The 12,996-nt window shown below is 69.6% G+C and carries 11 protein-coding genes; 9 read left to right on the top strand and 2 right to left on the bottom strand.

The annotated features are described in order from the left end of the window. Together AB0H87_RS27490 and AB0H87_RS27495 are read right to left on the bottom strand one after the other, a co-directional pair. The coding region (locus tag AB0H87_RS27490) for a hypothetical protein (protein ID WP_360151554.1) at nucleotides 1-623 on the bottom strand (623 nt) is incomplete at its 3' end. Nucleotides 624-654: 31 nt separating this feature from the next. Then, complete coding sequence (locus tag AB0H87_RS27495) at nucleotides 655-1,758, bottom strand: LacI family DNA-binding transcriptional regulator (protein ID WP_360151557.1); 1,104 nt, start codon at nucleotides 1,756-1,758, stop codon at nucleotides 655-657. Between the two features lie 153 nt (nucleotides 1,759-1,911). Here AB0H87_RS27495 and AB0H87_RS27500 point away from each other — a divergent pair, with 153 nt between their 5' ends. From AB0H87_RS27500 to AB0H87_RS27540, 9 genes are all read left to right on the top strand, one after another. Beyond that, nucleotides 1,912-3,528, top strand: a complete 1,617-nt coding sequence (locus AB0H87_RS27500; protein ID WP_360151560.1) for an FAD-dependent oxidoreductase — start codon at nucleotides 1,912-1,914, stop codon at nucleotides 3,526-3,528. Nucleotides 3,529-3,560: 32 nt separating this feature from the next. Further along, the gene (locus tag AB0H87_RS27505; RefSeq protein WP_360151563.1) at nucleotides 3,561-5,153 is read left to right on the top strand and encodes a right-handed parallel beta-helix repeat-containing protein; all 1,593 of its coding nucleotides are present in this window, start codon (nucleotides 3,561-3,563) and stop codon (nucleotides 5,151-5,153) included. 32 nt (nucleotides 5,154-5,185) lie between these two features. After that, nucleotides 5,186-6,610: an N-acetylglucosamine/diacetylchitobiose ABC transporter substrate-binding protein gene (gene ngcE, locus AB0H87_RS27510; protein ID WP_360151566.1), complete on the top strand. Its 1,425-nt coding sequence runs from the start codon at nucleotides 5,186-5,188 to the stop codon at nucleotides 6,608-6,610. 3 nt (nucleotides 6,611-6,613) lie between these two features. Continuing rightward, nucleotides 6,614-7,531, top strand: coding sequence for a sugar ABC transporter permease (locus AB0H87_RS27515; RefSeq protein WP_360151568.1), 918 nt, complete (start codon nucleotides 6,614-6,616; stop codon nucleotides 7,529-7,531). An 8-nt stretch (nucleotides 7,532-7,539) separates the two neighbouring features. Next, nucleotides 7,540-8,478 carry a carbohydrate ABC transporter permease gene (locus tag AB0H87_RS27520; RefSeq protein ID WP_360151571.1) on the top strand — a complete coding sequence of 313 codons (939 nt, stop codon included), beginning with the start codon at nucleotides 7,540-7,542 and terminating at the stop codon, nucleotides 8,476-8,478. Continuing rightward, complete coding sequence (locus tag AB0H87_RS27525) at nucleotides 8,475-10,427, top strand: hypothetical protein (protein ID WP_360151574.1); 1,953 nt, start codon at nucleotides 8,475-8,477, stop codon at nucleotides 10,425-10,427. The genes AB0H87_RS27520 and AB0H87_RS27525 overlap by 4 nt, the downstream gene beginning before the upstream one ends. 69 nt (nucleotides 10,428-10,496) lie before the next feature. Continuing rightward, nucleotides 10,497-11,783: a Gfo/Idh/MocA family oxidoreductase gene (locus AB0H87_RS27530; RefSeq protein ID WP_360151577.1), complete on the top strand. Its 1,287-nt coding sequence runs from the start codon at nucleotides 10,497-10,499 to the stop codon at nucleotides 11,781-11,783. Between the two features lie 82 nt (nucleotides 11,784-11,865). Continuing rightward, a complete protein-coding gene (locus tag AB0H87_RS27535) occupies nucleotides 11,866-12,630 on the top strand; it encodes a YaaA family protein (protein WP_360151583.1) in 765 nt (254 codons plus the stop codon). Between the two features lie 84 nt (nucleotides 12,631-12,714). After that, nucleotides 12,715-12,945, top strand: coding sequence for a hypothetical protein (locus tag AB0H87_RS27540; RefSeq protein ID WP_360151580.1), 231 nt, complete (start codon nucleotides 12,715-12,717; stop codon nucleotides 12,943-12,945). Nucleotides 12,946-12,996: the final 51 nt, after the last annotated feature.

Genomic DNA, 12,996 nt, shown 5'->3' on the forward strand with positions numbered 1-12,996 from the left:
CGATGACGCCGCCGTCGGACGCGCCGCCGATCAACGGCCGGTCCGCCTCGGCCATGGCCAGCACGTCGACCCCGGCCAACTGCTCCTTGCTGGCCGAACTGGTGGAGCAGTGCCGGCACGTCGGCGCCGCCGACGGTCGCCCAGTAGACGTCCACCTCCAGTGCCACGGACGGCGGCAGCAGCGCCGCGAGCAACTCCAGGGCCGGGCGACCCGCCGGGCGGTGGGCCAGCTCCCAGTGGTGGTTGTGATATGCCAGCGCCAGTCCACGGCCGGCGAGCCAGGTGGCCGCCTCCGCCAGTCGCTCCGCGGACCGGGCGACGCCGGCGGCGGTGGCGAACTCGGCGGCGGGAATGCTCGGCACCACGACGGTCCGCGCGCCGATGGCCAGCGCCGCCGCGGCGATCTCGTCGCGCAGCGGACCCAGGATCGGCGCATGCAGCGCGCACGCGGTCAGCCGATGCGTGCCGAGCAGGCGGCGGAAGCCGGGCGGATCCCCGCCCAGCAACCCGAAGGTCGGTTCCACCAGGCGGTAGCCGATCGCGGCCAACCGGCCCAGTACCGCGTCCGCGCCGGCGACCAGCGGCTCGCGAACCGAATACAACTGCACGCCGACGTCCGTCACGCCACTGCCACCATCCATCCTCTGTCCTGTATCAACGCTGGCTCGCCGGTGGCGCCGCGACGGTCGTCCCCTCCGACAGCTCGCAGGGAATCTTCAGGTGCTGGGGCTGGTCGCCCGGGTTGTCGAGCCGGTGCAGCACCATCCGCACCGCCGCGGCCCCGATCTTCCGGCTCGGCGTTCGCAACACCGTGATGGCCGGGTCGGGCGCGAGCACGTTCTGTCGGTCGCCGTGGTCGCCGAGGCCGACGAGGCTGAGCTCGTCCGGTATGCGCAGCCCTTGGGCGAGCGCGGTCTGGTAGATGCGGTGGATGACGTAGGACGACTCGGCGATGATCACCGTAGCGCCGGTCTCCCGGGCGAACCGGAGCACGCCCTGCTCGTCTTCGAGGCACGGGGCGTCCGGCAGGTCGGGATTGGGCGCGCCGAAGGTGACCATTCGGGTCTTGCTCCCGAGCCGGTGGCGGCGGGCCTCGGCGGTGAAGCCGGCGCGCCGTTCCACCAGGGTCTCGTGGGTGCGGCTGCCGGCGACCAGCAGGATCCTGCGGTGGCCGAGCCGATGGAGCTGGTCGACCACTGTCCGGGTGGCCGCCGCGTAGTCCGCCGCCACCCAGGACACCTCGGGTCCGGCGACGTCCCGGCGACCGATCATGACGAACGGGTAGCCGTCCTCCGCCAGTCGTCGGATCTCGTCGGCGTCGATCCGTCCGCCGAGCAGGATCGCGCCGTCGGCGAGTTCCAGCATGTTGGTGTTCCGGCTGAAGATGGACCGCTCGTTGGCCTCGTTGCGGGCACCGGTGAACAGCAGGAGATGCTGTCCGGCCTGCTCCGCCTCCTCCTCGACGCCGAGCAGGAACTCGTAGTAGAAGTCACCACTGTCCAACGGGAACATGCGTTGGTACGTGAAGGCGCCGATGATCCGGTTGCGCCCGCCCGCCAGGCTCTGGGCCGCGGCGTGCGGCACGTAGTGAAGGTCACGGATGGCTCTCCACACCCGTTCGCGGGTCTGCTCGCTGACCCGGAGTGTGTCGGCCTTGTTGTTGAGGACGGTCGAGACGACGGCGGTGGAGACGTTGGCGGCGCGCGCGACATCCAGCTGGGTAACCCGCCGTCGTCCGCTCCCTCGACGTTCGGTCATGCGTGCCTGCCTCGTGATTCCGTCGGTGGTCGCGGCGAGCCCAGGTTGGACGCGGCCATTGACAACATCATATGCGCGAGCCTAGCATCCGCTAAAGCGCTTGAGCAAAGCGCTTAAGCTAAGCGCTTAAGCAGGAGGGCTCGGTAGCCGGAGATGCAGCTCGACACGGGTGTACTGGTGGTTGGTGGTGGCCTCGGCGGGATCGCCGCCGCGCTCGCCGGTCTGCGACTCGGGCAGACCGTCGTGCTCACCGAGGAATCTCCGTGGCTCGGCGGTCAGCTCACCACCCAGGCGGTGCCGCCGGACGAGAACGCCTGGATCGAGACCTTCGGCGGCACGACAAGCTATCGCACGCTGCGCGCCGAGATCAGGAACCACTACCGGCGGTTCTACCCCCTCAGCCGGTCGGCCAGGGCCGCGGCCGCCCTCAACCCCGGAGACGGGCGGGTCAGCCCGCTCTGCCACGAGCCGAGAGCAGCCCTGGCCGCCATCGACGGCATGCTCGCGCCGTACCTCAGTAGTGGGCGGTTGACCGTGCTTACCGGGACCGCGCTGCGCGACGTCGCGGTGGACGGTGACCGGATCTCCGGTGTCTCGCTCGACTCGGCGGCGCACGGCCGGGTCACGGTCAGCGCCAGGTACGTCCTCGACGCCACCGAGCTGGGCGACGTGCTCGACGCCTCGGGCACCGAGTGGGTCTGCGGGGCGGAGAGCCAGGACGAGACCGGGGAGCTGCACGCGCTGCCCGGCCCGGCCCAGCCACTCGACCAGCAGGCGTTCACCTGGTGCTTCGCGATGGATTACCGCGAGGGCGAGGACTGGACCATCGACCGGCCGGCGGACTACGACTTCTGGCGCGGCTACACGCCGGACTTCTGGCCCGGCCCGCTGCTGTCCTGGACCGATGTGCGGCCGGATTCGCTGGCGCCGAGGACTCATCCGCTCTTCGCCGACCCGGCATCGGCCACCGGCGGTCAGGGCATCGACCGGTGGACGTTCCGGCGGATGCTCAGTGTCCGCGCCTTCGAGCCGGGCTTCCTGGCCAGCGACGTCACCGTCGTCAACTGGCCACAGAACGACTACTGGCTCGGCCCACTCGTCGGGGTGGGGCCGCGGGAACACCAGCGGCACCTCACGGCGGCCAAGGAGCTGAGCAGGTCGCTGCTGTACTGGATGCAGACCGACGCACCTCGGCACGACGGTGGCACGGGATATCCCGAGCTCCGGCCGCGCGGGGACCTGCTGGGTACCGGGGACGGGTTCGCCCTACGCCCCTACATCAGGGAGTCCCGGCGTATCGTCGGCGAATTCACCGTGCTCGAAGAGCACGTCGGAGTGGAGGCGCGCCGGGTCGCCGGCAAGCCCGCCGGCTCCGAGGTTTTCGCCGACACCGTCGGTATCGGCTGTTACCGCATCGATCTGCATCCCAGCACCGGCGCGGGTCGTCCACGCACCTATGTGGACATCGCCTGTCACCCCTTCCAAATTCCGCTTGGCGCATTGATTCCGGTCCGGGTCGACAACCTCCTCCCGGCCGCGAAGAACATCGCCACCACACACGTCACGAACGGATGCCATCGGCTGCATCCGGTCGAGTGGAACGTCGGCGAGGTGGCTGGAGCCCTTGCCGCGCACTGTATCGGCACCGGGCTGCCTCCCCGCGCGATCCGCGAGAAGCCCGAACATCTCGACGATTTCCAGCGGCTGTTGGTCCAGCGCCTCGGCATCGAGCTGGCCTGGCCCGACCGGATTCGCACACTCATCGTCTAGCACATCCTTCCTCCGAATTCTGGAGTGTTCACATGCCCCGACATTCCCCTGTTTCCCGTCGATCCCTGCTGCGGATGGCCGTCGTCGCGCCGGTGCTCTACGGCGCCACCCGGGTCAGCGTCGCGGCCGCCGACACCGGTCCCGACGCCACCGTCGTACGTGCCTCGGACTTCGGCTTCGACCCGGTCGACGCCACCTCAGCCCTCACCGCCGCGCTGGACAGCGGCGCCGACGTGGTCGTCATCGACAACGTCGGTCAGGACTGGATCACCAGACCACTGTGGGTCAACCGCGACGACGTCACCGTGATCCTGGAGGACGGAGTGACGCTACGTGGACTGGCCGGCGGCTTCCCGGACACCCGGGACGGCATCTGGCGGATCCACGGGCGTAGAAACGTCAAGCTCATCGGATACGGCGCCACCTGCGTGATGAACAAGCCCGAGTACACCGGCGAGTGGCGGGCGATCGTCCGGATGGGTACCTCCGAGTCGATCACCGTCGAGGGCCTGGTGCTGCGGGGCGCGCCCGGCGACGGTGTCATCCTGGGCGCGGGTTCGAAGAACGTCACCATCCGCAACGTGGTGTGCGACGACAACAAGCGCAACGCGATCAGCGTGATCTACGCGGACGGACTGCTCATCGAGGGCTGCGCGCTGATCAACACGGCGGGCACCCTGCCAGAGGCCGGCATCGACCTCGAGCCGGACACGGCCGTGCAGCTCATCAAGGACGTTGTCATCCGGGACACCGTCTTCGCGGGCAACAAGACCTACAGCTTCGAGATCAACCTGATGCGCTACAACGCCACCAGCACCCCCGCCTCGGTGCTCGTCGAGCGGTGCTACATGGGCCCGACGCGCGACGCCGTGGTCCACGTCCAGCCCGGTGTGCGCGGTCCGCAGGCCCACGGGTCCGTGGTGTTCCGGGACTGTGTGTTCGACGCCGGCGACTCGCCCGGCACCGTCAACGTCTACGGCCCGCGTGGCTACAACGGCCTGCAGACCACCTTCGAGCGGGTTGCCTTCACCGCGCTGCGGGATCCGGCCCGGACCGACGCGTTCCTCAAGATCTGGTCAGGCATGGTCACGGTCCTGCCCGAGTACGGCAACGTCCGCTTTGTCGACGCCGTCCTCCTCGCCGACCTGGCTGGTCCGTTCATCGCCGGTATGGAGGGAGCCGGCGACCCGACGCTGTGCGACGTCGAGGGCACCATCTGGGCGCAACGGCCGAGTCAGCCCATCATCGACACCACTGGCGTGACCAAGGACGTCAGTCTCGACGTCCGCCCCATGGACGGTGTGGCCACGGTGGTCCTGGCCAGCGATCGTCGCCTGGTCCGCCCCGGCGACGGCGCCACGGTGACCGTCCGCCGCCTCGGCGACGACCTCGGCACGCCCCTCGTCGTCCGGTACGAGACGACCGGCACCGCCCGCAACCGGGTGGACTACGACGGGTTGCCCGGCGTGGCCGTGATACCGCCCGGCCGGCGCGACGTGACGATCCCGGTACGGATCCGCGACAACGCGGTCGCCACGACCGACCTGACCCTGAGCCTCCGGCCGTTGCCCGGCACGACGGTGGCCGGGCGCGACAGCGTGACCATCTCGATCACCGCCAGCTAGCAGCCATCTCGAGCGAGAAGCGGGAAACAATCATGAACAAGGACGCACGGATACTCAACCGCCGATCGGTGCTGGCACTGGGGGCCGGTCTCGGCGCGCTGGCCGCCACCGGCGGGCTCACCGGCTGTGCCGATCCCGGTGACACCGGCGTGGCCGACAGCAAGGGCAAGCAGGGAAAGGTGACAGCCGACAACCCGCTGGGCGTGCCGGCCGACAAGCCGCTGGAAGCGGTGATCTTCAAGGGCGGGTACGGCGACCAGTACGCGATCGACGCCGAGGCCGCCTACAAGAAGCGCTTCCCCAAGGCGGAGATCAAGCACATCGGCGGTCAGGAGCTGGCGAAGCAGTTGCAGCCCCGCTTTGTCTCCGGTGACGTGCCGGACCTCATCTGCAACGCCGGTGCCGGGGCGCTGCTGCTGGCGCCGCTGGTCGACAACGGCCAGCTCCTCGACCTCACCCCCCTGCTCGACGCGCCGGCCGTGGACGGTGGTGGCAAGACCGTCCGGGAGACGCTGTTGCCGGGCATCGTCGAGCAGGGCTCCTTCAAGGGCAAGCCCCACGTGCTCAACTACACGTTCACGGTGCACGGCCTCTACTACAGCCGCTCGCTGTTCCAGAAGAACGGCTGGACGTACCCGACGACGTGGGCCGAGATGATCGAGCTGTGCGGCGAGATCAAGCGCGCCACCGGCATGTCTCCCTGGACGTACCAGGGCAAGAATCCCAGCTACATGCTCACGCCGCTGATCCAGATGGGCATCAAGGCGGGCGGCCTGGAGGTCCGCAAGGCGCTGGACAGCCTGGCCCCCGGCAGTTGGCGCAGCGAGCCGATGCTTGCCGCGGCTCGGGCGCTGCACCAGCTCGTCGAGAAGGACTACCTCATGCCCGGCACGTCCGGGCTCACCCACATCCAGGCCCAGACGTACTGGGCCAAGGGCCGGGCCGCGTTCATCCCCTGCGGGTCGTGGCTGGAAAGTGAACTGGGCGAGGTGACGCCCAAGGGCTTCGACATGGTCATCGCCCCGACGCCGTCCCTGAGCACCACCGATGCGCTACCGCAGAACGCGATCCGGGGCCAGGGCAACGAGCCCTTCGTCGTGCCGGCCGCGGCGAAGAACCCGTACGGGGGACTGGAGCTGCTGCGTACCCTCATCTCCGCGGAGGGGTCGAAGAACTTCACCCGGCAGACCCAGACCCTGACCAGCCTGGCCGGCTACACACCCGAGTCGGCCGGCACCGGCCTGCAATCGGTTCGCGACGCCCTGTCTGCGTCGGGCGAGAAGACCTTCAACTGGCGCTACAGCGGGTGGTACACGAAGCTGCAGACCGAGGCGTCCGCCGCGACCAGCGCGCTGATGACCGGGGAGATCAACCCGGACCAGTGGGCCGACCGCTGCCAGCGGGCCGCCGACGCCCTGCGCAACGACACGTCGGTGCCGAAGTACGAGGACGTGTGACGGATGCGTGTGGGAAGTCGCAGATTCATCGTCTCCGCCCTCGCGGTCCCGGTGATCCTGTACTGCGTCCTGGTGATCTCGCCGTATGCCCAGGCGTTCTACATCTCGTTGACCGACTGGAACGGGCTGTCCGCCCACCGGGACTTCATCGGACTGGCCAACTACACCCGGTTGGTGACGGACGGGGTCTTCTGGACCTCGCTGTGGCACAACGTGATCGCCGTGGTGGTCATCCCGGTGGTCACGCTCGCCCTCGGGCTGTTCTTCGCCACGATGATCCGCGTCGGTCGGTACCGGGCCCGCGGCGGTAGCGCCGGAGTACGCGGCGGCGGTGTCTACCGCGTCGCCTACTTCTTCCCACACGTACTCTCCGTCGCCATTGTCGGTGTCCTGTTCTCCAGCGTGTACGACCCCACGTCGAGCGGGCTGCTCAACGGCGCGCTCGGCGCGGTCGGCATCGACCCGGTCAACTGGTTGGGCGACAAGCAGACCGCGTACGGCGCCATCCTCGCCGTCATCATCTGGCTGTCGGTCGGCTTCTACGTGGTGCTCTTCAACAGCTCCATGAGTTCGATCCCGGCCGAGCTGTTCGAGGCGGCCCGGATCGACGGGGCCTCCCGGTGGCAGACGTTCTGGCGGCTGACCCTGCCGCTGATCTGGGACACCGTCCAGGTCGCCGGCGTCTATCTGGGGATACACGCGCTCGACATGTTCGCCATCGTCAACGTGATGTCGGCGGCCGGCGGGTCGGGCGGGCCGGACAACGCCACTCAGGTGCTCGGCAACTATCTGTACCTCACCGCCTTCGCGGACAGCGAGTTCGGCTATTCCACGGCAATCGGGGTGGCCCTGCTCGTCCTGACCCTCCTGTTCGCTTGGGTGTCACTACGACTCACCCGCCGCGAACGCGTCGAGTACTAGGAACTGTGATGAGTCTCAAGACGAAACTGTTGAAAACGGAGGACGGGCCGCCACCACCTGGCACGCGGCCCGCTCCACGGGCGTCCCGGCCGACGGCGGGCCCGGCACCGGACCGCTCGATCGGCGGCACCACGCTGAACGTCTTCTCCCACGGCATCCTGCTGACCTGGACGGTGCTGGTCGTGGTGCCGCTGGCCTGGGCGGTGCTGTCCTCGTTCAAGAGCACCGACGAGGTGATCGGCGATCCGTGGAGTCTGCCGTCAAAGCTCCGGTGGGAGAACTTCGTCGAGGCGTGGACCACCGCGGAGATCGGGCGCTACTTCGTCAACACCACGATCGTCGTGGCGCTGGGCTCCGCGCTGACGCTGGGCATGGGCGCACTGGTCGCGTACGTCATCGCCCGCTACTCGTTCCGCGGCAACCGGATGGTCTACTACCTGTTCATCGTGGGCATGACGTTCCCGACGTTCCTGGCGATCGTGCCGCTGTTCTTCATCGCCCGCGGGCTGCACCTCGCGAACTCGCTGCCCGGCCTGGCGATCATCTACTCGGTCTACAGCCTGCCGTTCGCCGTCTTCTTCCTCACCGCCTACTTTCGGACCCTGCCGGCCGCCCTGGCCGAGGCCGCCTTCATCGACGGCTGCGGGCACTGGGGGACGTTCCTGCGCATCATGCTGCCGGTCGCCCGTCCCGGCCTGGTCAGTGTCGGCGTCTTCGTCGTCCTCGGGCAGTGGAACCAGTACCTGCTGCCGCTGGTCCTGCAATCCAGCCCGGACAAGTACGTGCTGTCCCAGGGCCTGGCGAACCTGGCGGTGAGCCAGGGCTACGCCGGCAACTGGAGTGCGCTGTTCGCCGGGTTGACCATCTCCATCCTGCCGGTCCTCGTCGTGTTCCTCAGCTTCCAGCGGCAGATCCAGGCCGGGATGGTGGCTGGGGCCCTCAAATGAGTCACGAAGCTCCCGGGTTCGGTGAGTTCCTCGACGGGATGTACGACCCGTCGCTCCAGGTCCAGGACAACGTCTACCGCCGGACCGGCGAGCGGTTGGCGGCCGGGCGGGAGGCCAACGACCGCCTGTCGAGTCCCGAGGACGTACGGCGGCGGCAGGGCGAGTTGCGCCGGCTCGCCCTCGACGCGCTGGGTGGGGATCTGCCGGCTGACCGGCCGGTCCCGACCGCGCGGGCGTTCGGCTCGGTGCCCGGCGACGGCTACCGGATCGACAAGCTCGTCGTCGACGTGGGCGGTGACGTCCACATACCGGCGAACCTCTACCTTCCGCGCGACCTCACCGCACCGGCCGGGGCGGTCCTGTTCCTGTGCGGCCACTCCGACACGGGCAAGGCCGCGCCGCGCTATCAGGCGATGTGCGCCCGGTTGGCGCGGGCGGGACTCGTGACGTTGACGTTCGACACGGTCGGGCAGGGCGAGCGCAAGAGCTACCTGGGCGCCGACGGTCAGGAGATCATCGCGGCCAACGTGCCTGAGCACTCGCACGCCGGCATCCAGTGCTGGTGGGTCGGCGACTCCATCGCGCGGTACTTCGTGGCGGACGCGCGCCGGATGCTGGACTACCTCGCCGCGCGACCCGAGGTGGACGCGGACCGGATCGGGGTCTCGGGCAACAGTGGCGGCGGCACCCTCACCTCGTGGCTCATGCTGGTCGAGCCGCGGCTCGCCGCGGCCGCGCCGAGCTGCTTCATCATGGCGCGGGAGGACTACCAGCGGTCGGGACAGGCGCAGGATCCGGAGCAGATCATTCCGGGTGGTGCGCTGCACGGCCTGGACCACGAGGACTTCCTCATCGCCATGGCGCCCCGGCCCACGCTGGTCATGTCGGCGAACTACGACTTCTTCCCTGTGGAAGGGGCGGTGCGGACGGTCGCCCGTGCCCGGCGCGTGTTCGACCTGATGGGCGCCCCGGCCGGCACCCTGGGGCACGCCCGCGCCGACCACGAGCACGGGCTCCACCCGGAGCTGGCCATCGCGGCCGTGGAGTTCTTCCGCCGCCACCTCGGCTCACCGACGGCGGGCGACGCGGTACGCCACGACGACCCGCTGGTTCTCGCCAACGCCGACCTGCAGTGCACGCGTAGCGGCCAGGTCTCCATCGAACTGCCCGAGACGCGCCAGGTGTTCGATCTGAACCGGGAGCGGCTGCTGTCGTTCGGGCCCGGCGACGGCCTGCCCTGGTTGCGCGAGCGCGTGATGTTCGCCCGTGAACCCCGACCGGAGTTCTACCCGCGCTGGTGGGCGGATCGGGAGCCGGGCGTACGCAAGGCGTTCTGGTGGTCCGAGCGGGACATCATCAACGCTGCCATCGTCTTCGACCCGGTGGCGGAGCCGACCGGCATCGACATCCTGCTGCTTGACCGGGGGACCGACGACCTGCCCGGGTACCTCGACGCCTGCCGCCGGGCCGCCGGGGCCGGCCGGCACGTCGTCGTGCTCGACGTACGGGCCGGCGGCGCGCTGCGGCCGCACCGGTTCAACGAGTTCGGCTATGAGGCGAACTACGGCACGACGTTCAAGATCGTTTCTGATCTCGTCTGCCTCTCCGACAGTCTGGGCGCCGCCCGCGTCTACGACGTCCTGCGCGCCGTCGAGTTCGTCCGGGCCGAGCGCACGCTCGGCGGCTCCGAGCTGCCGGTCCGGATCGTCGGAACTGGCCAGGGTGCCTTCTTCGGCCACCTCGCCGCCGCGCTCGAACCGAGAGTCGTCGAGCTGATCTGCCTGACCCCGCCACTGGATCCGGTCGGCGTCGTGAACACCCGCTACTACGCCCCCGAACGCGACCACCAGTGCCTCATCCCCGGTATCGCCCGACACTGCGACCAGAAGCAGCTCCACGAGGCACTGGCGGACCGGCGCTCACCCGCGGACGGCTGGTTCATCGGCTGATCCGCCGACGATTCACCCGCACAACAGCGAATTGGAGTCACCATGCCTGTGCCGCACCGGGTAGCCATCGTGGGTACCGGGTTCCGCGCCCAGCTCTTCACTGTCGGCCTCGCCTCCCGCCCGGCGTACGAGGTGGTCGCGCTCTGCGACCCCAGCCCGACCCGGATGGCGTTCCACAACCGGCTGCTCACCGAGCACGGCCGTCCGGCCGCGAGGACGTGGCAGCCGGGCGAGTTCGACCGACTGCTCGACGAGGTGGCACCGGACCTGGTGGTGGTGACGTCGACCGATGCCACGCACGACACGTACATCGTCCCGGCGCTGCGCGCGGGAGCACGGGTCATCACCGAGAAGGCGATGACGACGGATGCCGCCAAGGCCCGGCGCGTCATGGCTGCTGTCGCGCAGAGCCGAGGCTCGCTGCACGTGGCGTTCAACTACCGGTTCAACCCGGTCCACGCCAAGGTGCGCGAGCTGCTCGCGGGCGGTGCGATCGGCGAGATCGGGTCGGTTCACTTCGAGTGGTTGCTGGACGTGCACCACGGCGCGGACTACTTCCGGCGCTGGCACCGCGAGCGCGCGCATTCCGGCGGACTGCTGGTGCACAAGGCAAGCCACCACTTCGACCTGGTCAACTGGTGGTTGGGCGGCCGACCCAGGGTGGTCTACGGCCAGGGCCGGTTGGCCTTCTACGGCGACAGCGGCGCCGGCGCGCGGCAGGGCTACGCGCGCGACTACCCGCGGGCGCATGAGTCTCCGGCCGCGGCCGACGACCCCTTCGCCCTGCACCTCGTCGACAACCCGGGCCTGCGCGGGCTCTACCTCGATGCCGAGGCCGACTCCGGGTACCTCCGGGACCAGAACGTGTTCGGGGCCGGGATCACCATCGAGGACGACATGGCGGTGCTGGTCGAATACGACACAGGGGCGTCGATGACGTACCACCTCACGGCGTATTCGCCCTGGGAGGGGTACCGGGTGATGTTCAACGGCAGCCGGGGCCGCCTGGAGCTGGAGGTGGCGGAGACGGCCTGGACCCGGCCCGGACAGCGGGTCGAGTCCGACAAGGGGGCCCTGCACGGTGACCTGGCGGCGGAGTCGGCCGGGGAGCCGCGGATCCTGCTTCGCCCGCTGTGGGGCCGGCCGGCGGTGGTGGACCTGCCGCCCTATGACCACGCCGGGCACGGCGGGGGTGATCAGCGGATGCTGGCGGCCCTCCTGGACGACGACGCGCCGCAGGCGGAGGACCGGGCGGGTGCGCACGATGGACTGATGGCCCTGCTGCCCGGTCTGGCGGCGAACGAGTCCATCCGTACCGGACGTGCGATCGAGATCGATTCGCTGCTCGCCGCGTAGCCGGCGGGGCGCGGCACCGACGAGAACTGCTGGCACGGACCCCGCGGGCGCGCGTACCCCCGATGTGGGCAAAATGGGCGGTGTGATCATCCTGATGCACAGCTCGAAGACCATGCGGCCGCCCAACACCGGGCACCGGCCGACCGGCACGCCGGTGCTGCTGGACAAGGCGCAGGAGCTGGTCGACGAGCTGCGGGCGCTGCCGCGGGCGCAGCTTGCGAAGATCATGAGCGTTTCGCCCGACCTCGCGGACAGGACGCGGCAGCAGTTCGCCGAGTGGAACACCGATCCCGACGCCCAGGCGCCCGCCGCGGAGTCGTTCGTCGGTGACATCTACAGCGGGCTGCAGGTCGACACGTTCACCGCCGCCCAGCGCCGGTACGCCGACGCGCACCTGCGGATCCTGTCCGGGCTCTACGGCATCCTGCGGCCGTTCGACGGCATCCTCCCGTACCGGCTGGAAATGGGTTACAAGCTGCCGACCGGGAACCTCTACCAGTTCTGGGGCAGCGCGATCGCCGAGCAGCTCCCGGCAAGCGGGCCGATCGTCAACCTCGCCGCGGCCGAATACAGCAGGACCGTGACGAAGTACGTCGACCCCGCGCGGATCGTCACGCCGAAGTTCCTCACCGTCGACGAGAAGTCCGGGCAGCCGAAGTTCGTCACCGTGCACGCGAAGATCGCCCGTGGCGCGTTCGCCCGCTGGCTCGTCACCACCAAGGCCAAGGAGCTGACCGACTTCACCGAGATCGGCTACCGGCACGAGCCCGCGCACGGCACCGAACGTGAACCCGCGTTCGTCTGTGCGGAGTTCGGCGGGAAGGGCCTGTCCATCCGGCTAACCTGACCATTTCCCGGAGATGCGGCTCGGGGTCCGGTTCCGGGACCGCCCCTGAGGTGCGCGGCAGCACCGGGGAGCAGGATCTGCCCTATGACGCAGACGACTGTCGTGCCCGACTCCGCGGCGACCCCGGTGCGCGACCCGTTCCTCGGCCGCCTGGGCCGCTGGTGCTTCCGGCGCCGGTGGGCCGTGCTCGCGCTCTGGCTCGTCGCGGTGGTGGCCGGCGGGTTCGCGGCCGGCCCGGTGTTCGCGGGCCTCGACGACAGCCAGGGCCCGTCGTCGGCGGGCCGCCCCTCCGCCTCGGCCAGCATCCCTTGCTGACAAAGCTGAAGCACCGGATTGCTGAGGTCCACCGTTATTCTCCCGTCGCTC

Origin of the sequence: Asanoa sp. NPDC050611 (assembly GCF_040654855.1) — a bacterium.
Taxonomy (GTDB): Bacteria; Actinomycetota; Actinomycetes; order Mycobacteriales; family Micromonosporaceae; genus Asanoa.